This is a genomic window from Microbacterium sp. CFBP 13617, from assembly GCF_014839445.1.
Lineage (GTDB): Bacteria > Actinomycetota > Actinomycetes > Actinomycetales > Microbacteriaceae > Microbacterium.
Genome location: NZ_JACYNW010000003.1, coordinates 224233 through 246655, shown reverse-complemented (window position 1 = coordinate 246655; position 22423 = coordinate 224233). Strand labels below are relative to the sequence as shown.

Sequence of the window (22423 nt, the reverse complement as noted above, 5' to 3'; positions counted from 1 at the left end):
CTTCGCGGAGAAGACCCGGGGACGGGTGCCCTCCGCGGAGCGGGGTGCGCGCGATGCGCTGCACCGCGGCTCTCGTCGCGCTGGGGGTCAGGGCTGCGGGTTCAGCGCGTCGTACGCGCGGAACCGGGGCGTGAAGCGCACCAGCGTGCCGACGAGGCCGAGGATCACGATGCCGCCGAACAGCGGCGGCACCCAGAGGGCCGTGGCCGTCGCGAGGGTGCCCGCGTACAGGGCTCCCACGCGCGGGCCGCCGGCGACCACGACGATGAAGATGCCCTGCAGGCGCCCGCGCATGGCATCCGGGACGGCCGCCTGCATCATGGTGGAGCGATAGATCGCGCTGACGTTGTCGGCGGCCCCCGAGACGGCCAGCACCACGGCGGCGAGGGCGATCAGCGCGACCGCGGCGTGCGTCTCGTCGACGACGTCGGGGCGCAGCCAGCCCAGGCTGGCGGCGAGGAGGACGAGACCGAACAGGCCGATCGCGAGGCCGTAGACCTGGATCGCGCGTTCGATGCCGAGCCCCTGTCGACGGACGCGGCCGATCGGCCCCGAGAACAGGCTGGAGAGGAACGCCCCCGCCGCGACCGCCGCGGTCAGCACCCCGGTCGTGATCGCACCGCCGCCCAGCAGCACCGCTCCGATGGCGGGGAAGAGCGCCACCGGCTGGCCGAAGGTCATGGCGATGATGTCGAGCACGTACTGCAGGCGGATGTTGGGCGCGCGTTTCAAGAACCGCGCACCGTCGCGCAGTGACTCGAGGCCCGGGCGCACCACGACGCCCTCGGGGCGGAGCCGGGGGAGCGACCACAGCCCGAGGAACAGCGAGCTCATGAGCAGCACGTCGAGCGAGTAGGTCCACGCGTACCCCGCGACGGCGACGAGCACACCGGCGAGGGCGGGTCCGGCCATCACCATGATGCCGACCGTCACGCCCTGCAGGGCCGCGGCGGCGGGAAGGAGGTCGCGGGGGATGAGGCGTGGGGTGATCGCCGACTTCGTCGCCATGACGATGGAGTTCGCCGCCGAGTTCACGACGCTCAGGACGAACAACCATCCGACCGTCTCGAGCCCCGACCACGCGAGGGCGGCGAGCAGGCCGGTGGACGCGAAGGTGACGAGGGCGGCGAGCAGGGCGACCGTGCGGCGATCGAACGCGTCGGCGAGCATGCCGCCGTAGAGGCCCGCGATGACCATCGGCACCAGTCCCGCCACGGCGATCATCGACACGGCCAGCGTGCTCTGGGTCAGCTCGAACACGTGCAGCATGACCGCGACGACCGTCAGCTGCCCGCCGAGCCCCGACAGGGTGGAGCCGATCCACAGACGGGCGAAGGCGGGCGACGTGGTGAGGGGCCGCAGGTCGATGAACGCGCTCTGACGGCTCACTCGTCGACCTCGAAACGCTTGATGCGAGCGGTGTGGCCGCGCACGACGCGGACGCGGCTCGGGGCGACGTCGAAGTGCGCCGCGAGCACTCGCGCGGCGCCGGCGTTCGCGGCCCCGTCGACCGCGCGTTCGCGGACGTGTACCACCAGGCCGTCGGGCCCGTCTTCGACCAGCGGGCCGCGGCGGGAACCCGGCTTGACGAAGACGGTGAGCTGCACGGATCGAGGCTACGCCAGCCCTCCGACATCGCGTCGCCGCAGGCACAGAGCATCGGGCGTGTGTGAACGGGTGAGCCGTGCTGTAGACTCATGCGGTTGCCGTTTGATCGGCCGCGGATAAAGAGAGCCCACGTATCAGGCGTCGGGCGCCGCGCAATGAGAGAAAGGGGATCCCATCTATGCCACTCGAATCTGACGCCAAGAAGGCGATCATCGAACAGTACGCGACGCACCCCGGTGACACCGGATCCCCCGAGGTGCAGGTCGCGATGCTGACGCAGCGCATCAAGGACCTCACCGAGCACCTCAAGGAGCACAAGCACGACCACCACTCGCGTCGTGGTCTGTTCTTGATGGTGGGTCAGCGCCGCCGTCTGCTCGGCTACCTCCAGGACATCGACATCGCGCGTTACCGCTCGCTGATCGAGCGCCTGGGTCTCCGTCGCTAAGCGCGACCCCGCGTATATCGCTTTCTCGAAGGCCGTCCCACGGTGTGGGGCGGCCTTCGCTGTTCCTGGATGCCGGGGCCCGGCATCCGGGGTCTGGCGCCGACGCCCGCGCCTCGTCCCCATAAACGCCATTCCTGCGCATAAACGCGGTGTCTGAGCGTTTATGCGAAGGAATGGCGTTTATGCGTGCCCGGAGGGAGCGCGGCGTCGGGCAGGACGTGACCCGATGCATCGTCGGGCCCCGTGGCCGGGGCTCTGCCGGCTGGGCTGCGCGATCCGCCCGCCTAGGTCCCCATAAACGCCATTCCTGCGCATAAACGCGGTGTCTGAGCGTTTATGCGGAGGAACGGCGTTTATGCGTGCCGGGGCGTCTCGCGGCGTCGGGCGGGACGAGACCCGCTGCCTCGTCGGCGCCCGTGGCCGCGGCACTCCGGACACGCCCCGCCCCCGCCCAGCACGGCGAACGCCCGCCGCCGGCCGGACCGACGACGGGCGTTCGAGAGACGCGGACTCAGGATGCCGCGCGCGCGGCCACCAGGTCGGAGTGCCACCGCTCGGCCACGTCGGGGTGCGCGCGCAGGCGCGACTTGAGCGCGTTCTCGCCGTAGGTGGCGTGGATGGGGTTGGTGGGGTCGTCTTCGACGCCGTGGGCCTCGGCCGCGAGGTCGGCCGGCAGCTCGATGATCGGCAGGCGCGCGTCGAGGGCCGGGTTGAAGAAGAACGGCACGGAGATGCGCTCGTCGGGGAACCGCGGCGAGATCACGCGGTGGTTCGTCGCCCGGAGGTAGCCCTGCGTGGCGTACTCGAGAAGCTCTCCGATGTTCACGACGAAAGCGCCCGACACCGGAGGGGCGTCGACCCACTCGCCGTCGCGCTCGACCTGCAGGCCGCCCTTGCCGGGCTCGACCCAGAGCAGCGTCAGGACGCCCGAGTCCTTGTGCGCACCGACACCCTGTTGGGGCGTGGGGTCGTCCTTGCCGGGGTAGCGGACGATCTTGATGAGCGTCTGCGGGTCGCCGAAGTGGCGGTCGAAGTACTGCTCCTCGGCGCCCAGGGCGAGGGCCCACGCGCGCAGGAGCTTGCGGGCGACGCCGGTGAGGTGGTCGTGCCACTCGGTGACGACCTCTTTGAGCTCGGGCTGCGCCGCCGGCCACAGGTTGGGACCGATCAGCCGGTCGTACCCGGGAGCGTCGGGGTCGGTGATGGCCTCGCGCTCGGGCCCGATGTCGATCTGCTCGCGCCAGTCGACCCGGCCCTGCGTGCGCTCGCCGCCGACCCGCGTGTATCCGCGAAAGTGCGGGCTCGTGACGTTCTCGATCGCGAGCTTGTCGGCCTCGGGCAGCGCGAAGAAGCCCTTCGCGGCCGCCAGCAGGCTCGCCTCGAGCGCGGGGCTCACCCCCGTGCCGGTCAAGTAGAAGAAGCCGACGTCGTGGGTCGCGGCGCGCAGCTCGTCTCGGAAGCGGGCGGCGGCATCCGGACCCTGGTCGAGGAGCGACAAATCGAGCACGGGGAGAGTGAGGTCGGACATGCGACGAGGCTAGGTCGATCCGCGTGGCGTCGCGCGAATGTTGCCGATGGTTACCGAAGGAGCCTCGGTGGACGGCGGAACCGAGGGGGCGCGAGGGCGGGTCGATTGCACTCCCGGGGCAAACCCCGCCGATCGGCGGGGTGCGAACCGGCCAGGGAGATGCGTATCGTGTCCTGGTCAGGTGAGGCTGTCCTTACCTTCCCGCAGTGCCGCGGCGCCCCACCCGAAACCCGAGAGTCGGAACCCCGCCCGTGCTTGCCAGCTTCTTCGCCACCTTCCTCATCGGCCTTCGCGAAGGCCTCGAGGCCGCGCTCGTCGTGGGCATCCTCGTGGCCTACCTCACGCGCCTCGGGCGTCGCGACGCCCTCCCGCGGCTCTGGATGGGCGTGGGGCTCGCGATCGCCCTCGCCCTCGCGGTCGGCGCCGTGTTCACCTTCGGCGCGTACATGCTCACGTTCGAGGCGCAGGAGCTGCTCGGGGGTGGGCTGTCGCTGCTCGCGGTGGCGATGGTGACGTGGATGATCTTCTGGATGCAGCGGGCCGGCCGCACGCTCAAGGCCGGTCTCGAGGGGGGCGTCGACAGGGCGCTCCGCGGCGGCGTCTGGGCGATCATCGTGATCGGCTTCGTCTCGGTGGCGCGCGAGGGGGTCGAGACGACGCTGCTGCTGTGGTCGATGGTGCAGTCGTTCGGTGACACGCCCGCTGCCCTTCTCGGTGCGCTCGTCGGCCTGATCGCCGCCGTTCTGCTGGGCTGGCTGATCGCGCGGGGGATGCTGCGTCTGAACCTCGGTCGCTTCTTCACCTGGACCGGCGGCTTCCTCGTCGTGGTCGCCGCCGGGGTGCTCGCCTACGCGCTGCACGACCTGCAGGAAGCCGGTGCCCTTCCCGGCCCCTTCGGCAGCGCCGCCCCCCTCGATCCCGTCACCGGCCTCGTGGCGACGGGCTGGAGCGGGTTCCCCTTCGGCTGGGCGTTCGACGTCTCGGACACCATCGCCCCCGGTGAGGCGCTCGCCGCGCTGCTGCAGGCCACGGTCGGATTCATGCCCGCCATGACCTGGCTGCAGGTCATCGCCTGGGCCCTGTACATCGCGATCGTCGTCCCGCTGTTCGTGCGCGGAGTGCGCGCGAACCGGCGACCGAAGCCCCGCGCCGCCGACGCGGCCCCGGACGCGAGCGGGAACCCCACCCCACAGACCCTCGACGCCGCTCGCGTACCCGACGCCGCGGCATCCACCCATCCGAATGGAGCATCATGACCTCGACTCGCCTCCTCGCGGCCACGGCCGTCGCCGGCGCGGCCGTCCTCGTCCTCTCGGGCTGCGTCGCCAAGACCGACGCGGCTGCCTCCGGTGCCCTCACGGTCACCTCGACCGGTGACGGGTGCGCCGTGTCGGCGGGATCCGCCCCCAGCGGCACCGTCGCCTTCGACGTGAGCAACAAGGGAGACCAGACCACGGAGTTCTACCTGCTGGCCTCCGACGGCCTGCGCATCGTCGGCGAGGTCGAGAACATCGCCCCCGGTGCCTCGCGCAACCTCACCGTCGTCGCGCAGCCCGGCGACTACTTCACCCTCTGCAAGCCCGGCATGGTGGGCGACGGCGTGGGCCGGGCGAGCTTCTCGGTCACCGGCGACGCCGTGGCCGTGACGGGACCGGATGCCGAGCAGAAGCAGCAGGCCGTCGACCTGTACGCCGCCTTCGTGAAGGACCAGGTGGGTCAGCTGCTCCCCGCGGTGCAGACCTTCGCCGCCGCCTACGAGTCCGGCGACGACGCGGCTGCGCAGACGCAGTTCCCGCGCGTGCGGGCCTACTACGAGCGCATCGAGCCGATCGCCGAGGCCCTGGGCGATCTCGACCCGCGCATCGACTACCGCGAGGTCGACGCCGTGGCGGAGGGCCTGGACTGGACCGGCTTCCACCGCATCGAGAAGGACCTGTGGGTTCCCGCGCAGGACGCGCTGAACGCCGACGGCGAGACGCCGGCGTGGAAGGACTGGGCGCCGTCCACCCCGGCCGAGCGCGCCACCTACGGCGACAAGCTCATCGCCGACACGCAGGAGCTGTACGACTACGTGCACGGCGACGAGTTCGTGCAGGCGCTGGACGCGCAGGGCGTCGCGGGCATCTCGAACGGTGCGATCGCGCTGCTCGACGAGGTCGCCACGGGCAAGATCAGCGGCGAAGAGGACTGGTGGTCGGGCACCGACCTGTACGACTTCGCCGCCAACGTCGAGGGGTCGAAGATGGCCTTCTCGCTCGTGCGGGACTTCGCCGAATCGAAGGGCGACAAGGGCACGACCCTGGTCACCCGCATCGACACCGGGTACGCCGACCTCGAAGCGGCCCTGGCCGCGCACGGTTCGGCCGACGCGGGCTTCGTCACCTATTCGCAGCTGACCGACGCCGACAAGCGCCAGTTCACCGATCTCATCAATGCGCTGGCCGAGCCGCTCTCGCAGCTCACGGTGACCGTTCTGGAGTGAGCGTGACCGACGAAGAGCAGACCCCGACCACGGTCTCCGACCCGAACCCGGAGGCCACCGGCCTGTCCCGACGCGGCCTGATGGGGCTCGCGATCGGGGCGGGTGCGGCCGGCCTCGCCGTCGGCGCCGGCGGCGGGTTCGCGGGCGGGGCCGCGTACGGTCAGGATCAGGCGCGGCGGGCGATGGATGCCACGGCCCCGGCCTCCGGCATCCACCAGGTCGGCATCACGACACCGGTGCAGGACCACCTGCATTTCGCCTCGTACGACATGATGGCCCGCACCACCCGCGACGATCTCGCCGAGCTGCTGTCGGACTGGACGTACGCGGCCACCCGCATGATGCAGGGGCTCGACGTCAGTGCGACGGGGGCGGTCGGCGGGTCGCCGCAGGCACCGCCCGACGACACGGGCGAGGCGGTGGGGCTCCCGGCGAGCAACCTCACGATCACGTTCGGCTTCGGTCCGACCCTGTTCGACGCGCGCTTCGGCCTCGAGGGGCAGCGTCCGGCGGGGCTCGAGCGGCTGCCGGCGTTCCTCGGTGACGACCTCGACCCGCTGCGGTCCGACGGCGACCTGTGCATCCAGGCCTGCGCCGACGATCCGCAGGTGGCCGTGCACGCGATCCGCAACCTCAGCCGCATCGCCTTCGGGCGGGCGACGATCCGGTGGTCGCAGTTGGGCTTCGGTCGCACGTCCAAGACCACGGCCGCGCAGGCCACCCCGCGGAACCTCTTCGGGTTCAAGGACGGCACGGCCAACGTGCTCGCCGACGACACCGCCGCCCTCGACGACAACGTCTGGGTGTCGGCATCCGAGGGCCCGGCGTGGCTGGTCGGCGGGTCGTACCTCGTGGCGCGGCGCATCGCGATGCTCATCGAGACGTGGGACCGCACCCGCCTCGGCGAGCAGGACCGCGTGATCGGCCGCGACAAGGGCCAGGGGGCGCCGCTCTCGGGTGGCGACGAGTTCACGAAGCCCGACTTCCAGGCGACGGATGCCGCGGGGCAACCGCGCATCGACCCGCGCAGCCACGTGCGCCTAGCGCACCCCGACACGAACGGCGGCATCCAGATCCTGCGCCGCGGGTACAACTTCGTCGACGGGACGACCGACCTCGGACGGCTGAACGCCGGGCTCTTCTTCCTGTCGTTCCAGAAGGCCCCCGACCGCTACGTCACCCTGCAGCGGTCCCTGTCGACCGATGCGATGAACGAGTACGTCCGTCACGTCGGGTCGGGGCTGTGGGCCGTACCGCCGGCGCCGGCCGCGGGGGAGTCGGTGGGGGCGGGGCTGCTCGGCGCGTGAGGGGAGCCGACGCCTGCGTGACGCGCGCGGGGCGCTGAGGGACACCTACCGCGACCCGCGACCCGCCCCCAGCTCCCGGTCGCGGAAGAGCCACGGCATCCGGGGTTCCACCAGGGGGCGGGTGAGCCGACGCACGGGGCGGCTCGACAGGCCGACGGCGATCGCCACGCTCGCGACGGCGATGAGGGGGATCCACAGCGCCGCGGGTTCGAGACCCCGCAGGACGCCCGACTGGCGGAACGTGTGCAGCACGAACGTGTGCAGCAGGTAGACGTACATCGTGTACCGGCCGAGGTGCGTCCACGACGTCTCGCGGCGCGGGACGAGCAGCAGGAACGCCGTCATCAGCACGAGCGCGAGCGCGATGATCGCGAGCCGTACCCCGCCCGCCCACCAGTGCGGGGCGCCCAGGTCGGCGTACGTGTCGACGAAGAAGAACCACGTGCCCAGGCGCACGTCGCGCCAGACGTCGACGAAGGCGAACGCGATCGCCCCGGCTCCGGCCAGGACGAGGGCGGCGACGACGCGCAGCCACACCGGTCGGGCGTCGAGCAGCCCCCGGCGCGCGACGACGTCGCGCTCGCGCAGCCACCACCCGAGGGTGAAGAACGGCAGCAGGCCGAGGAAGCGCGAGAGCGAGAGGGTCGAGTCGATGCCGGGGAGGTACCCGGCGACGATCGAGATCGCCAGCGCCCACAGCACGGGCGCGCGCAACAGCGCGAGGTACGGCAGCACGAGTCGGAACAGCGCCAGCGCCAGCAGGAACCACAGCGTCCACGACGGCTGCGCCGGATCGAGGTTGGTCCGGCCGGTCACGAGCAGCTGCGTGATCGTCCAGAGCGTCTCGAAGATCAGGTACGGCGCGATGAGGTCGGTGAACAGTCGCGCCATCCGCCGGCGGGTCGGTTCGGCCGACGACGAGAAGTAGCCCGCCACGAGGGCGAAGAGGGGCATGTGGAACGCGTAGACGAGCAGGTACAGCGCCTCGGCGGCATCCGAATCGTAGGTCAGTCGCTGCACGGCGTGACCGAACACGACGAGCACGATCGCGGCGAAGCGGGCGTTGTCCCAGAAGGGCACACGGGTCGGTGTCGTCATCGCCAGCGACGATATCCGCGCCGGGAGCGGCGGTCCACGGGGGTGGATTCCGGATGCCGATGGGGTAACGCGGAATAAAGCTCGGCCTCGAACGTTGGAGCATGTATATTCAGTTGCATACAAATAAGAGGGGCACTGATTCAGATGAGCACGGTGAACGAGACGAACAACTGGCCCGGGATGCAGTTCGGCGTCATGACGGTGAGCGACATCACCCAGGACCCGACCACCGGTCAGACGCCCAGCGAAGCGCAGCGCATCAAGGACACGCTGACCATCGCGAAGCACACCGAAGAGGTCGGCCTCGACGTCTTCGCCCTCGGCGAGCACCACAACCCGCCGTTCTGGTCGTCGTCGCCCACGACGACGCTGGCGTACATCGCCGCGCAGACCGAGCGCCTCATCCTCACGACCTCGACGACGCTCATCACCACGAACGACCCGGTGAAGATCGCCGAAGACTTCGCCATGCTGCAGCACGTGTCGGGGGGCCGCGCCGACCTCATGCTCGGCCGGGGCAACACCGGACCCGTGTACCCCTGGTTCGGCAAGGACATCCGCCAGGGCCTGCCGCTGACCATCGAGAACTACGACCTGCTGCACAAGCTGTGGCGCGAGGACGTCGTCGACTGGGAGGGGAAGTTCCGCACCCCGCTGCAGGGCTTCACCTCGACCCCGCGTCCCCTCGACGGTGTGGCGCCCTTCGTCTGGCACGGCTCGATCCGCACCCCCGAGATCGCGGAGCAGGCCGCGTACTACGGCAACGGGTTCTTCGCCAACAACATCTTCTGGCCCAAGGAGCACTACCAGCGCCTCATCACGCTGTACCGCGAGCGCTTCGCCCACTACGGCCACGGCACGCCCCAGCAGGCGATCGTCGGGCTCGGCGGCCAGGTGTTCATGCGCTCCAACTCGCAGGACGCCGTGCGCGAGTTCCGCCCCTACTTCGACAACGCCCCCGTCTACGGCCACGGCCCGAGCCTCGAGGACTTCAGCGAGATGACCCCGCTGACCGTCGGCTCGCCGCAGCAGATCATCGACCGCTACGCGTCGATGCGCGAGACCTACGGCGACTACCAGCGCCAGCTGTTCCTCATCGACCACGCGGGACTTCCCACCAAGACCGTGCTCGAGCAGCTCGACATCCTGGGCTCCGAGGTCGTGCCGGTGCTGCGCAAGGAGCTGCAGAAGAACCGCCCCGCCGAGGTGCCCGACGCGCCCACGCACGCCAACATGGTCGAGAAGGCGTACGCCGGTGCCGCTCCGCGCCAGGCCGTTCCCGCCGCGAACCGCGGCGACAACCTCACCGCGGGCAGCCCGTACCAGGATGCCGCGAAGGCCGGCAGCGCCTTCGGTTCCGCCGCGACGCGCGTGGGGGCCTGACGTGGCCGCCCGCCGCATCGCGGTGATCACCGCGGGACTGTCCACGCCGTCGTCGACGCGCATGCTCGGTGACCGCCTCGCCCACGCGGCTCTGGCCGAGCTGCGCGAGCGCGGCATCGACGCCACCAGCGACGTGTTCGAACTGCGCGACTACGCGCACGACCTCACCGACAACCTGCTCACCGGCTTCGCACCCCCGGCGTTGGAGCAGATGATCAACACGGTCGTGTCGGCCGACGGCATCATCGCCGTGACGCCGATCTTCTCGACCAGCTACTCGGGCCTGTTCAAGTCGTTCATCGACGTGCTCGACCCGCAGGCGCTGAACGGCACTCCCGTGCTGATCGGCGCGAACGCGGGGACGGCGCGTCACTCGCTCGCGATCGACTACGCCATTCGGCCGCTGTTCACCTATCTGCACGCCAATCCCGTGCCGACCGGGGTGTTCGCGGCATCCAGCGACTGGGGATCGAACGCCGACGAGGTCGCCCCGCTGGGCTCGCGCGTCGACCGCGGAGCCCGGGAGTTCGCCGACGCGATCGCCGCGCGCGAGCCGGTGCGCGACGCCGATCCGTTCGATCCGTCGTCGTACCTCGGCGAGGGCCGCTCGTTCGGCCACCTGCTGGGTGGTCTGTCGGGGGAGTGACCCCGTATGACGCCCCGTCGCCCTCGCGGGCGGCGGGGCGTCGTCGTGCGCCGGGTCGAGCACAACCTCGGTCATGCGCACGACCTCAGCCGGGAGGGGCCCGTTCGGGCTGAGGTTGTGCACATCGCTGAGGTTGTGGCGTGGGAGTGGGCGGCCGCGCGCGTTCGAGGAACGGCGCATCGCTGAGCCCGTGCACCCGGCCCGGAGCGGACCCGCCCTAGGGTGGGGGCGAGCAGAAGGAGCCGCGATGGATGCCGCGCAGTGGGACGAGCGATACCGCGCCTCGGCCGGAGGAGTGTGGGCCACCCAGCCGCCCGCCGCCGTGCGCGAGATCGCGGCGACGCTGCCGCCGGGAACCGCCATCGACGTCGCGACCGGCGACGGGCGCACGGCGCTGTGGCTCGCCGGGCGCGGCTGGACCTGCACGGGAGTCGACTTCTCGGGCGCCGGTCTCGCGCTCGCCGCGGCACGGCCCGGGGGCGACGCGGTCACCTGGACACGTGCAGACGTGCACGAGTGGGAGCCCGCGACTCCCGTCGACCTCGTGGTGTCGTGCTACCTGCACCTGCCCGACAGCGCTGCCGCCGTCGCACGGATCGCGGAGTGGGTCGCACCCGGGGGGTCGCTCGTCGTGATCGGTCACGATGTCGACAACATCGCCGCCGGTGGTCACGGACCGACCGACCCCGCGATCCTGTACACGCCCGAACTGCTGCGCAGCGCGCTCAACGAGAGGTTCCGGATCGAGCGCTGCGAGCGCATCACGCGCACGAGCGCCGATGCCGAGCTGCGGGGCGGGCACGCTTCCGCGGCGATCGACACCCTTCTGCACGCGGTGCGGGTGGGCTGACGCGCCGGGTCGGCGGCCCCGATCTCGTGGAGTCGTCGCTCGCGGAGGCGTCGACGGGCGAGCCGCCGTGCTGCGCGGGGGAGCGAGGCGTCGGCGCGAGCGCTCGCCTCACAGCACGATGTCGTCGGCGCTGCGCAGCTCGCGCGCCGCGACCGGGCGCAGCCCCCGCCGCACGAACGTGTCGGCGGCCTGCAGCGGCCCCACGTCGACCCCCGCCTCGGCCGAGATGTCGGCGATGGGCACCTGGAATGTGCGGAACGCCCCGAGCGGTGCCACCGTCAGAGCCTGCCGCGTGTCGACGAGCGCGCTCTGGTCGAGCACGAAGCCCGCCGCCGCCAGGGCGTCGCCGTCGCGCCAGGCGGCGATCTTCCAGAACCGCAGGGGCACGCGGATGCCGCGATACGGCGGGTCGTCGTCGCCCCGCACCGGGGCGGTGAACACCGCAAGACGCTGGTCGGTCGTCTCGGCGTAGGCGAGCACGTGGTCTTCGAGGCCCAGCCAGAGCTCTTTCGACTGGTTGAAACCCGCAGCCTGGGGAGCGGCGTTCGTGTAAAAGAACGTCGCCTCGGTGGCAGCTCGAGCCTCGGACGCCGAGCCCCAGCCCGGATCGCGCCGCCGCACGAGATGGCCGCGGTCGAGGTCATTGCGGCTGTAGACCTCGGGTCCCGCCTGCGCGTCGGCGGAGACGCGCGGATCGAGCCGCCACTCGCCCGTGCGCGGCTGCTCGCGCAGCGTCGCCCCGTCGATGACCACCCCGGTGACGGCGGCGAACCGACGCTCCTCGTCGAGAAGCACCGAGAACCGCGGGTAGTCGAGCCGGGTGACCGGCACGGTGGGGGAGGGGAGGGGCAGGGGGATGCCGAGGAAGTCCGGGTCGTAGCCGTCGCTCATGCCCCCATGCTGCCCGGGGCCTCCGACATCGCGACAGACGCGCGCGGAGAACATCGTGTGAAGACCCGGCCCGCGTCGGCGTCGCGCCCGGGGTCCGGCATCCGCCGCCGACGATCAGCCCCGCGACGCCACCCTGCGCTTCGCACGACGCGCCAGCACGAGATCGATCCCCACGCCGATCCCCACCGCCACGACGATCGACACGACCACCGCGACGACCGGCCCGCCCGGCACCACCGCGGCCACGATCGCGCCGATCACGGCCTGGTACGCCGCCCAGGCGAACGCCGCGACCGCCGCCACCCCGAGGTAGCGCGCCGGAGCCACCCGCGCGGCGCCCGCGGCCAGGTTGACCGCGAGGCGAGCGAAGGGCACGAACCGCGCGGTGAACAGCACGACCGCGGCGTTGCGTTCCAGGCGCGCCCGCGCCCAGTCGAGGGCGGCGCGCACGCGGGGGCGGCGCATCCACGCCCAGCGCTCGACGCCGACCGTGCGACCGACCAGGTAGCAGCAGGCGTCGCCCGCGAAGGCCGCGGCTGCGGCGACGAGCACGACCCCGACGAGCGGCGGCGTGCCGTGCGACACCGCCAGTGCCCCGAAGGCGGTGACGGCCGCCTCGCCCGGGATGACGACGAGGAAAGCGTCGGCGAACACGAGGACCGCCATGCCGAGCAGGGCCCACGGGCTCGCGGCGATCGCCTGCAGCCACGCGTCGACACCGTCCATTCCGTCACTCTCCGCCGCCGATCGAGACGCCCCGCCCACGCGGCGGTGACGCCCAGCGGAGCATCGGGTGAACATCGCGAACCTGGCCCCGATCCGGCCCCCACCGGCCCGCCCGAGGTCCCACCCTGGAGGCGTGAGAGTCGCGCTGCTGGCCGAATCCTTCCTTCCCCACATGAACGGGGTCACCGGTTCCGTTCTGCATGTGCTGCGCCATCTGGCCGAAGCGGGGCACGAGACCCTGGTCATCGCTCCGAAGTCGGGCGATGTCACCGCCGATCTGCACGGCGCCCGCACCGAGCTGCTGCGCTCGGTGCCGCTGCCGTCGTACCCCGAGGTGCGCGTGGTGTTCGCCCGGGCGGCCCGCCTCGGGGCCCTTCTGCGTGACTTCGATCCCGACGTGGTGCACCTGGCATCCCCGTTCGTGCTCGGCTGGCAGGGGCTCGCCGCCGCCGACGCGCTGAGGATCCCCTCGGTCGCGGTCTACCAGACCGACGTCGTCGCCTACTCGCAGAAGTACGGCCTGCCCCACGCCACGGCGCTCGTCGCGGGGCACGTCGCCCGCCTGCACCGCCGCGCCACGCTCACCCTCGCGCCGTCGTCGGCGTCGACGCGCCAGCTCGAGGGTCTGGGCGTCGACCGCATCCGCCGCTGGGGTCGGGGAGTGGATGCCGTCCGCTTCGCGCCCGAGCACCGCGACGACGCGTGGCGGGCCGAGGTGGCCCCGAACGGCGAGCGCATCGTGGGGTACGTCGGGCGCCTCGCGCCCGAGAAGCAGGTCGACGACCTGCGCGCGCTCGCCGACGTACCCGGCACGCGCCTGGTGATCGTCGGCGACGGCCCCTCGCGGCCCGCGCTCGAGAGGGCGATTCCGGATGCCGTCTTCACCGGGCACCTGTCGGGTGCGGCGTTGGCGCAGGCCATGGCCGGCTTCGACGTGTTCGTGCACCCGGGTGAGAGCGAGACGTTCGGCCAGACCATCCAGGAGGCCCTCGCCAGCGGTGTTCCCGTGGTGGCGACCGGCGTGGGCGGGCCGCTCGACCTGGTGCGCTCCAGCGTCGACGGCTGGCTGTACCGTCCCGGCGACCTCGACGACCTGCGCGCCCGCGTCGCCGATCTCGTCGGCGACGAGTCGAAGCGCCGCGCGTTCGCCCGCGCCGCGCGCGAGGCGGTGCAGGGGCGCACCTGGCAGGCCCTCACCCGCGACCTGGTCGGGCACTACCAGGATGCCGTCGCCCTCCGCGCCGTCGACGACAGCATGCTGCTGCGTGGGGGAACCCGACCGGCCGCCCTGTCGGCATCCCGCACCCGGGGGCGGTGGACGCGCTTCGTCGCGCTCGGCGACTCGTTGACCGAGGGCCTGTGCGACGCGTCGCGCATGCCGGCGGGGCAGTACCGCGGGTGGGCGGATCGCCTAGCCGAGCTGCTGGCGCACACCAGCGACGCGGGTCCCTTCCGCTACGCCAACCTGGCCGTGCGCAGTCGTCGGGTGCGTCACCTGATCGACGGGCAGGTCCCCGCGGCGCTCGCCCTCGAGCCCGACCTCGTGTCGATCCTCATCGGCGCCAACGACCTCGTGGGACCGGCGCCCGTCATCCCGGCCATCGTCGCCGAGGTCGAGTCCGCCGTGCGCGCGATCCGCCGGACGGGCGCCGACGTGCTCCTGGTGACGACTTTCCTGCCGCGACGCGCGGCGGCCCGCATCTTCGCGCGACGCTTCGCGACGTACAACGTCGAGCTGCGGCGCATCGCGCAGGAGCAGGGTGCGATCCTGCTCGACCTCGAGGCCGTCGCGGACCTCGGCGAGCTGCCGCACTGGGCCGACGATCTGGTGCACCTGCGCTCGGCCGGGCATCGCCTCGTGGCCTATCGCGCGGCCGAGGCCCTGGGGGTGCCCGACGCGTCGGCGCTGCTCGGACTCGACGAGGCGCTGCACGCCGACGACGACGCCCCGCACGGCGCCTGGCTCACGCGCGACGCCCTGCCGTGGGTGTGGCGCCGCGTCCGCGGACGCACCGCGGGCGACGGCATCCGGGCGAAGCACGCGGGCTACGTCGAGCTGCCCACCCGCGGCGATCGCGAGCGCACCCGCGCCGTCTGACGACTGCCTTGTCGCGGACGTCGTCGTGGCGTCGTCGAGAGCACACGCCACGACCCGTGCGTTCGCGAAGGACGGGTGGTCTCGTGAGCTAGCGGGCGGCGGGGCCGCGTCAGTACCAGCCGGTGCGTTCCGAGTGCGCCCATGCGCCGCAGGGGCTGCCGTAGCGGTCGGCGATGTAGCGCAGGCCCCACGAGATCTGCGTCGCCGCGTTCGAGCGCCAGTCGAGACCCGCCGAGGCCATCTTCTCGCCGGGAAGGGCCTGGGGGATGCCGTAGGCACCGCTCCAGGGGTTCAGCGCGTCGGCCCGCCAGCCCGACTCGCGGTTCCACAACGACACGAGGCACGAGAATTGGTCGTCACCCCAGCCGTAGCCGCTGATCGCTCCGCGCGCATGGGTGCGCGCCTCGCTCGGGCTCATCACCGGGCCGGCGGGGGCCGTCGTGCCGCCGTCCGAGCCGCCGCCGTTTCCGCCGCTGCCTCCGCCGGAGTTCCCGCCTCCGCCGGAGTTCCCGCCGCCGCTTCCGGAGCCGTTGCCGTTCCCGTCGGGATTCGACCCGCTCCCGGAGCCGCCGCCGTCGCCGGACCCGCCGCCGGGAGTGGACCCGCCGCCCGAGTCGCCGCCGCCCGAGCCCGAGCCGCCGCCGGACCCACCGCCCTCGCCCCCGGAGCCCGGACCGCCGCCGGTCGATCCGCCGGGCTCGGCGGCGTCGCGTTCGGCCTTCTCGCGCTCGCGCGCTGCGCGCTCCTGCTCGGCGGTCGTGCGCCGCAACTCGGCCAGCTGCGCGTACAGGTCGTTCAGCTGGGCCTGGGCGGCGGCGACGGTCGCCGTCTCGGTCGCGGCCTCGGCGGCGGCGGTGGCCGCCGTCGTCTGCGCTTCGGCTGCCAGGCGTGCGGCCTCGGCGCGGGCCTGCTCTGCCTGGGTGCGCAGAGACGTGGCGACGTCGGCCGCGCTGCGGGCCTGGCCGGCCGTGCGCGCCGCCACGGTCGCCATCCGATCCAGGATGCCCAGACGCGACAGCAGGGAGTCGGGATCGGCGCCCGTCAGCAGCTGCGCCACGAGGGGGCCGCTCCCGGTGGTGCGGTAGAGGCGTGAGGCGCTGGCGCCCGCCCGGGTGCGGGTGGACGAGAGGTGCGCGTCGGCGGCGGTGCTCTGCGCCGTCAGCGTCTCCGCGCGGGCGGCGGTGGACTCCGCGAGCAGTCGGGTGCGCTCGGCGGTCGCCGAGGTGTCGAGCGCGCGACGCGACGCCGACGCGGCGGACTGCTCCGCGGCATCCAGCGCCTGCTTCACCTGGGCGACGGCCGCCTCATCGACGGCGGCGGTCACGGCCCTCGTCGCGGAGGCGGGTGAGGCGGCGGCGGCCGACAGGGGGGCCATCGCCGCGCCGAGGAGCACGCACACGAGGAGCGTGTGACTGCTGCGACGGATGATGCCCATGAGGTCACGCTAAAGCACGAAGCCGTGCGGTGACCACCCCGTTCCGCGCGGCGCTGGTAGGGTGAGCACGATGCCGTCTTGGCATCCGCTCAATTACACATGAGCTCACGGAGCAGGCCGGCAGACGCTGGTCCCCTGTGGTGGACTCCCCGTCGTTTGCCGGGTGGTCGTCTACTGGTGGCCAGTCGCCGGGATTTCCGGGCCGACACGTCGGCGCGCCCTTTCTGCCTGTTCCTGCTCCTTCGCATGCAGCTCGTCGCCCACACGGGGCGGCGAGCCTAAACAAAGAAGGAGGGACCTCTTGGAAGGTCCAGAAATCACCGCCGCTGAAGCCGTTCTCGACAACGGCCGTTTCGGCACCCGCACCATCCGCTTCGAGACCGGACGCCTCGCTCAGCAGGCCCAGGGCGCCGTTGCCGCCTACCTCGACGAAGAGACCATGCTCCTGTCGGCCACCAGCGCCGGCAAGCACCCGCGTGAAGGCTTCGACTTCTTCCCGCTGACCGTCGACGTCGAAGAGCGTTCGTACGCCGCCGGCAAGATCCCCGGCTCGTTCTTCCGCCGCGAGGGTCGCCCCTCGACCGAGGCCATTCTCGTCTGCCGCCTCATCGACCGCCCGCTGCGCCCCTCGTTCGTCGAGGGCCTGCGCAACGAGGTTCAGATCGTCGTCACCGTGCTGTCGATCGCACCCGGCGAGTTCTACGACGCCCTCGCGATCAACGCCGCGTCGCTGTCGACCCAGATCTCGGGTCTGCCCTTCTCGGGTCCCATCGCCGGTGTGCGCCTCGCGCTCATTCCCGGCCACGGTGAGAACGCCGACCAGTGGGTCGCGTTCCCGACCGTCACGCAGCTCGAAGAGGCCGTCTTCGACCTCATCGTCGCGGGCCGCGTGCTCGACGACGGCGACGTCGCCATCATGATGGTGGAGGCCGAGGCCACCGAGGGCAGCTGGAACATGATCAAGGGCGGCGCCACCAAGCCCAACGAGCAGGTCGTGGCCGAAGGCCTCGAAGCGGCCAAGCCGTTCCTGCGCCAGCTGGTCGACGCGCAGAACGAGGTCGCCCGCACGGCGGCCAAGGAGATCCAGTCGTTCCCCGTCTTCCCGGCCTACAGCCAGCAGACGTACGACTTCGTCGCCGGTCGCGCCTACGACCGCCTCGTGCCGGTGTACCAGATCGCCGACAAGCAGGATCGTCAGAACGCCGACGACGAGATCAAGACCTCGGTCAAGGCCGAGCTCGTCGCCGCCGTCGAGTCGGGTGAGCTGCCCGCCGTCGCGACGCTCGAGTTCAGCGCCGCGTACAAGTCGGTCACCAAGACGATCGTCCGCGGTCGCATCCTCGCCGAGGGCGTCCGCATGGACGGCCGCGGTCTGGCCGACATCCGTCCGCTCGACGCCGAGGTGCAGGTCATCCCGCGCGTTCACGGCTCGGCGATCTTCCAGCGCGGCGAGACCCAGATCCTGGGCGTCACCACGCTGAACATGCTCAAGATGGAGCAGCAGATCGACTCGCTGTCGCCCATCACGAGCAAGCGCTACCTGCACCACTACAACTTCCCGCCGTACTCGACCGGTGAGACCGGTCGCGTGGGCAGCCCCAAGCGTCGCGAGATCGGGCACGGCTTCCTGGCCGAGCGCGCGCTCGTGCCCGTGCTGCCCAGCCGCGAGGAGTTCCCGTACGCGATCCGTCAGGTGTCCGAGGCCCTCGGGTCCAACGGCTCCACCTCGATGGGCTCCGTCTGCGCCTCCACCCTGTCGCTGCTGAACGCGGGTGTGCCGCTGCGCGCTCCCGTCGCCGGTATCGCCATGGGCCTGGTCACCGACCAGGTCGACGGACAGACGCGCTACGCCGCCCTGACCGACATCCTCGGCGCCGAAGACGCCCTCGGCGACATGGACTTCAAGGTCGCGGGTACGTCGGAGTTCATCACGGCGATCCAGCTCGACACCAAGCTCGACGGCATCCCGTCGTCGGTGCTCGCCGCTGCCCTCACCCAGGCGAAGGAGGCTCGTCTGACGATCCTCAACGTCCTGAACTCGGCCATCGACGCCCCCGACGAGATGGCGCCCACCGCGCCCCGCGTCATCAGCGTTCAGATCCCGGTCGACAAGATCGGTGAGCTCATCGGACCCAAGGGCAAGACGATCAACTCCATCCAGGACGAGACCGGCGCCCAGATCTCGATCGAAGACGACGGCACCGTGTACATCGGCGCGACCGACGGCCCCTCGGCCGAGGCTGCCCGTGCGCAGGTGAACGCGATCGCCAACCCGACCAACCCCGAGGTCGGCGAGCAGTTCCTGGGCACGGTCGTCAAGATCGCGACCTTCGGTGCGTTCGTCTCGCTCCTGCCCGGCAAGGACGGACTGCTGCACGTCAGCGAGGTCCGCAAGCTCGCCGGTGGCAAGCGCGTCGAGAACGTCGAAGACGTGCTGTCGGTCGGTCGCAAGATCCTCGTGCGCATCACGAAGATCGACGACCGCGGCAAGCTGTCGCTCGAGCCGGTCGTCGACGAGGCCGCTGACGCGACCGAGCCGGCCGACACGCAGAGCTCGGCCGCCGCGAGCGAGGGTCCCGAGGCTCCCGCCGAAGGCTGATCCTCTCGTCTGATCGGATGCCCGTCCCGCTTCTCGCGGGGCGGGCATCCGTCGTGTGACGGGTGTGACGCATGGGGTGATCGGTGCACAAGCGTTACGCAATGTTTATCGCCGGGGCGGGCGAATCGGCGGCCCACCGCGGGCGAAGCTTTAGCCTCGAAGTACGTCGGGGGGCGTGCAGTTACGGGTTCGCCGTACCGTCGCCCGGCATCGAGGGGATTCACCATGAGCGGCCCGGGCGTCGACGAGACGGCCTCGCCACGCCTGCGTCGTGATCGCGCGTCGCACCCCTCTTCTCCGATCACCCTGCAGGGGCCCGGTCTGGGCTCCCACGTGCGGGTTCCGCTCGGTGAGACCGGCTTCGAGGTCTTCCCGCTCTTCCTCGGTGGGGGGGAGTTCGGCTGGAACGTCGACGCCGGCGCCAGCCACGACATCCTCGACGCCTACGCCGAGCTCGGTGGGAATGCGCTGCACACCGCCGACAGCTACGCGGCCGGCCGCAGCGAGTTCATCATCGGCGAGTGGCTGCGCACCCGGCGCATGCGCGACGAGGCCGTGGTCACCGTGCGCATCGGAGGACACCCCGACAACCCCGGGCTCGACTCCGTCAACCTCGTGCGTGCCGTCGAGGCGTCGCTCACGCGCCTGGGCACCGACCGTATCGACGTGCTGTCGCTCGACGCCGCCCGCGGCGACACGGCCCTGCTCGAAGACACGCTCGCCACCAGCGAGTGGCTCGTCGACTCGGGCAAGGTCCGGGCGATCGGTGCGCACGGGTACACCGCCGCGCAGCTCGTCGAGGCCCGCATCCTGTCGTCGGCGGGCTACCCGCGCATCTCGGTGCTCGACGTTCCCTACAACGTGCTGCGCCGGAACGAGTTCGACGGCGACCTGCGACTGATCGCGTCGGCGCAGGGGATGGCCGTGACGCCGTCGCACGCCCTGGCGCACGGTTTCCTCTCCGGCGAGACCCGCACGCGCGACCAGTCGTCGCAGTCGGTGCGGGGGTTCCAACTGGCCGCCAACTTGAACCGCCGGGGGACTCGTGTGCTGCGCGCCCTCGACACCGTCGGCACCGAGCTCGGCATCCCGGATGCCGCGGTGGCCGTCGCCTGGCTGCTCGCGCAGAAGATCGTCACCGCCCCCATCGTCAACGCCTTCGCGCCTCGTCACGTCGTCGAATGCATGCGCGCCGTGGGCGTGCGCCTCAGCCGGGCCCAACTGGCGGATATCGCACGCGCCGCCGAGTGACCGGTCCGCGCGCGAGAGCGTGACGTAGGCTGGAACACGGGGCCGGGGGACGGCAGATCGACGACGAGGTGAGCTGACGTGACGCACTACATCTATCTGGTGCGCCACGGCGAGCACCAGGATGCCGAGCACGGGCTCACCGACGGCCCCCTGTCTCCGCGTGGTCAGCGTCAGGCGGCCCTGCTCGCCGACCGGCTGTCGGGGCTTCCGCTCGACGCGGTGTGGCACTCTCCGCTCGAGCGTGCGGCGCAGACGGCGCGAGCCGTCGCCGAGCGTCTGCCGTCGGTGGCTCCGGAGTCGTCGGCCCTGCTGTTCGACTGCGTGCCCACGGGGATGACGCCCGAAACGCCCGCGGCATACGAGTCGTTCTTCGGGTCGGTCTCCGAGGCCGAGATCGAGGCCGGCCGCGCGCAGATGGCCGACGCCACCGCCGAGTTCCTCGCCCGCAAGGCGGGGGAGGTGCACGAGCTCGTCATCACCCACAACTTCGTCATCTCGTGGTTCGTCCGCGAGGTGCTGCAGGCCCCGGACTGGCGTTGGATGACGATCAATCAGGCCTACTGCGGCTTGACCGTCATCGCGCAGAAGAAGGGCCGGCCCTGGACGCTGCTCTCGCACAACGACCTGGCGCACCTGCCGGTCGAGCTGCGCACGGGGCTGATGGACCCGCTCCCGGTCTGACGGACCGCGCACCGTACATCTGTGGACAGCGCGTCGAACGTGTGCGCGCCGCCTAGGCTGGACGCATGACGACGCGTGTGGCCATCGTGGGCGGTACCGGCAAACTGGGCGGGGTGATCCGCGAGGTCGTCGAGGCCGAGAACGGGTACGAGGTCTCGGCGATCCTGACGTCCACCTCCGACCTCAGCGAACTCGACGGCGCCGACCTGGTCGTCGATGCCTCGACCCCCGCCGTCTCGATCGATGTCGTGCGCGCCGCGATCGAGCGCGGCATCAACGTACTCGTCGGAACGTCGGGCTGGTCGAACGAGCGCATCGCCCTCGTCCGCTCGCTCGTCGAAGCCAGTGGCACGGGTGCCGTGTTCATCCCCAACTTCTCGCTCGGATCCGTCATCGGCAGCGCCCTGGCGGCCGCGGCCGCCCCGTTCTTCCCGTCGATCGAGATCGTCGAGGCCCACCGCGAGACCAAGATCGACTCGCCGAGTGGAACCGCCGTACGCACCGCCGAGCTCATCGCCGCGGCGCGCGCCGAGGTCGGTCCCGTCGACTCGCCGCACGTCGACCAGCGCGCACGGGGTCAGCGGGTGGCCTCCGTGCCGATCCACTCGCTGCGGCGACCGGGCGTGGTCGCTCGCCAAGAGACCGTGCTGTCGGGGGCCGGTGAGTCGCTCACGATCGTGCACGACACGGTGGAGCCCGCCACCGCCTATGCCCCCGGCATCCGCATCGCCCTCGCGGCGGCGCGCGAGGCGCGGGGCGTCATCGTCGGGCTCGACAGCTTCATCGACATCGGCGTGCGCACCCGCCCGATCGAGCCGGGGGCCCCGATCGCCGACGGCGACGTCTCGGGCCAGGTGGCGGGCGCCACCAGCGCATGAAAACGCGCATCGCCGTCGCCGTGATGACGGTGCTGCTCCTGCTGTACGTGGTCCTGGCCGGACAGCGGGCGATCGTGCTGCTCACGAGCGGCGACGGGGTCGGGATCGCGATGGGCGTCGCGCTCCTCGTGCTTCCGCTGCTGGCGCTCTGGGCCATCGGCCGGGAGCTGTGGTTCGGCGTGGGCGCGCAGCGCCTGGGGGAGCGTCTCGATGCCGAGGGCGGGCTGCCCGACGAAGACCTGCCGGTGCGTCCCAGCGGGCGCATCGAGCGCGAAGACGGCGACGCCCTCTTTCCGCAGTACCGCGCCGACGTCGAGGCGCACCCCGAAGACTGGCGGGCCCGATACCGCCTGGCCCTCGCCTACGACGCGGCAGGTGATCGACGCCGTGCACGCGAGTCGGTGCGCACGGCGATCCGACTCGAGGGCGTGGAGCGCCGCGCGCGCTGAGTCGCAGCCGGGGCGCCGACGGCGCCGCGACCGCACCGCGCCGGGCGAGAAGCACTGCCCGGCGC

General features: G+C 71.7%; 20 protein-coding genes. 13 read left to right on the top strand and 7 right to left on the bottom strand.

Annotated elements, in window-relative coordinates; translation table 11 throughout:
• Window positions 1-87: 87 nt before the first annotated feature.
• Complete coding sequence (locus IFU40_RS09695) at window positions 88-1389, bottom strand: MFS transporter (RefSeq protein WP_055835034.1); 1302 nt, start codon at window positions 1387-1389, stop codon at window positions 88-90.
• A complete protein-coding gene (locus IFU40_RS09690; RefSeq protein WP_191926190.1) occupies window positions 1386-1607 on the bottom strand; it encodes a DUF167 family protein in 222 nt (73 codons plus the stop codon). Before IFU40_RS09690 ends, IFU40_RS09695 begins: the two co-directional genes overlap by 4 nt.
• Window positions 1608-1786: 179 nt before the next feature.
• Here IFU40_RS09690 and rpsO point away from each other — a divergent pair, with 179 nt between their 5' ends.
• A complete protein-coding gene (gene rpsO, locus IFU40_RS09685; RefSeq protein ID WP_055835040.1) occupies window positions 1787-2056 on the top strand; it encodes a 30S ribosomal protein S15 in 270 nt (89 codons plus the stop codon).
• Between the two features lie 511 nt (window positions 2057-2567).
• Here rpsO and IFU40_RS09680 read toward each other — a convergent pair.
• Window positions 2568-3584 carry an isopenicillin N synthase family dioxygenase gene (locus IFU40_RS09680; RefSeq protein ID WP_191926189.1) on the bottom strand — a complete coding sequence of 339 codons (1017 nt, stop codon included), beginning with the start codon at window positions 3582-3584 and terminating at the stop codon, window positions 2568-2570.
• A 251-nt stretch (window positions 3585-3835) separates the two neighbouring features.
• Here IFU40_RS09680 and efeU point away from each other — a divergent pair, with 251 nt between their 5' ends.
• Genes efeU through efeB form a run of 3 tightly spaced genes read left to right on the top strand, consistent with a single transcriptional unit; the run spans window position 3836 to window position 7373 of the window.
• Window positions 3836-4840 (top strand): iron uptake transporter permease EfeU, encoded by a 1005-nt coding sequence (gene efeU, locus IFU40_RS09675; protein WP_191926188.1) that lies wholly within the window; start codon window positions 3836-3838, stop codon window positions 4838-4840.
• On the top strand, window positions 4837-6066 hold the full coding sequence (gene efeO, locus IFU40_RS09670) for an iron uptake system protein EfeO (RefSeq protein WP_191926187.1): 1230 nt from the start codon (window positions 4837-4839) through the stop codon (window positions 6064-6066). Before efeU ends, efeO begins: the two co-directional genes overlap by 4 nt.
• A 2-nt stretch (window positions 6067-6068) precedes the next feature.
• Window positions 6069-7373 carry an iron uptake transporter deferrochelatase/peroxidase subunit gene (gene efeB, locus IFU40_RS09665; RefSeq protein ID WP_342343520.1) on the top strand — a complete coding sequence of 435 codons (1305 nt, stop codon included), beginning with the start codon at window positions 6069-6071 and terminating at the stop codon, window positions 7371-7373.
• A 45-nt stretch (window positions 7374-7418) separates the two neighbouring features.
• Here the strand turns inward: efeB and IFU40_RS09660 are convergent, their stop codons facing one another.
• Window positions 7419-8471, bottom strand: coding sequence for an acyltransferase family protein (locus IFU40_RS09660; RefSeq protein ID WP_191926186.1), 1053 nt, complete (start codon window positions 8469-8471; stop codon window positions 7419-7421).
• Between the two features lie 180 nt (window positions 8472-8651).
• On the opposite strand from IFU40_RS09660, the gene IFU40_RS09655 reads away from it, so the two are divergent.
• The 3 genes from IFU40_RS09655 (at window position 8652) to IFU40_RS09645 (ending at window position 11350) form a co-directional block, all read left to right on the top strand.
• Window positions 8652-9854, top strand: coding sequence for an LLM class flavin-dependent oxidoreductase (locus tag IFU40_RS09655; protein WP_191926449.1), 1203 nt, complete (start codon window positions 8652-8654; stop codon window positions 9852-9854).
• A 1-nt stretch (window position 9855) separates the two neighbouring features.
• Entirely contained in the window at window positions 9856-10500 is a 645-nt protein-coding gene (locus IFU40_RS09650) for an FMN reductase (RefSeq protein ID WP_055835059.1), read from the top strand.
• Between the two features lie 247 nt (window positions 10501-10747).
• Entirely contained in the window at window positions 10748-11350 is a 603-nt protein-coding gene (locus IFU40_RS09645; RefSeq protein ID WP_191926185.1) for a class I SAM-dependent methyltransferase, read from the top strand.
• 108 nt (window positions 11351-11458) lie between these two features.
• On the opposite strand, the gene IFU40_RS09640 is transcribed toward IFU40_RS09645, so the two are convergent.
• Window positions 11459-12241: a DNA/RNA non-specific endonuclease gene (locus IFU40_RS09640; protein WP_191926184.1), complete on the bottom strand. Its 783-nt coding sequence runs from the start codon at window positions 12239-12241 to the stop codon at window positions 11459-11461.
• 114 nt (window positions 12242-12355) lie between these two features.
• Entirely contained in the window at window positions 12356-12967 is a 612-nt protein-coding gene (locus IFU40_RS09635; RefSeq protein ID WP_191926183.1) for a DedA family protein, read from the bottom strand.
• A 133-nt stretch (window positions 12968-13100) separates the two neighbouring features.
• Between IFU40_RS09635 and IFU40_RS09630 the strand changes: the two genes are divergently transcribed.
• Complete coding sequence (locus tag IFU40_RS09630) at window positions 13101-15065, top strand: glycosyltransferase (protein ID WP_342343510.1); 1965 nt, start codon at window positions 13101-13103, stop codon at window positions 15063-15065.
• 109 nt (window positions 15066-15174) lie between these two features.
• Here IFU40_RS09630 and IFU40_RS09625 read toward each other — a convergent pair whose 3' ends face one another.
• A complete protein-coding gene (locus IFU40_RS09625) occupies window positions 15175-16500 on the bottom strand; it encodes an aggregation-promoting factor C-terminal-like domain-containing protein (protein ID WP_191926182.1) in 1326 nt (441 codons plus the stop codon).
• Between the two features lie 301 nt (window positions 16501-16801).
• On the opposite strand from IFU40_RS09625, the gene IFU40_RS09620 reads away from it, so the two are divergent.
• The 5 genes from IFU40_RS09620 (at window position 16802) to IFU40_RS09600 (ending at window position 22358) form a co-directional block, all read left to right on the top strand.
• The gene (locus tag IFU40_RS09620; protein WP_191926181.1) at window positions 16802-19099 is read left to right on the top strand and encodes a polyribonucleotide nucleotidyltransferase; all 2298 of its coding nucleotides are present in this window, start codon (window positions 16802-16804) and stop codon (window positions 19097-19099) included.
• Between the two features lie 225 nt (window positions 19100-19324).
• Window positions 19325-20350 (top strand): aldo/keto reductase, encoded by a 1026-nt coding sequence (locus IFU40_RS09615; RefSeq protein ID WP_055835081.1) that lies wholly within the window; start codon window positions 19325-19327, stop codon window positions 20348-20350.
• 78 nt (window positions 20351-20428) lie between these two features.
• The gene (locus IFU40_RS09610; protein ID WP_055835084.1) at window positions 20429-21031 is read left to right on the top strand and encodes a histidine phosphatase family protein; all 603 of its coding nucleotides are present in this window, start codon (window positions 20429-20431) and stop codon (window positions 21029-21031) included.
• Window positions 21032-21096: 65 nt separating this feature from the next.
• Window positions 21097-21909: a 4-hydroxy-tetrahydrodipicolinate reductase gene (gene dapB / locus IFU40_RS09605; protein WP_070408229.1), complete on the top strand. Its 813-nt coding sequence runs from the start codon at window positions 21097-21099 to the stop codon at window positions 21907-21909.
• Window positions 21906-22358, top strand: coding sequence for a hypothetical protein (locus IFU40_RS09600; protein ID WP_055835091.1), 453 nt, complete (start codon window positions 21906-21908; stop codon window positions 22356-22358). The genes dapB and IFU40_RS09600 overlap by 4 nt, the downstream gene beginning before the upstream one ends.
• The last annotated feature ends 65 nt before the right edge of the window (window positions 22359-22423 follow it).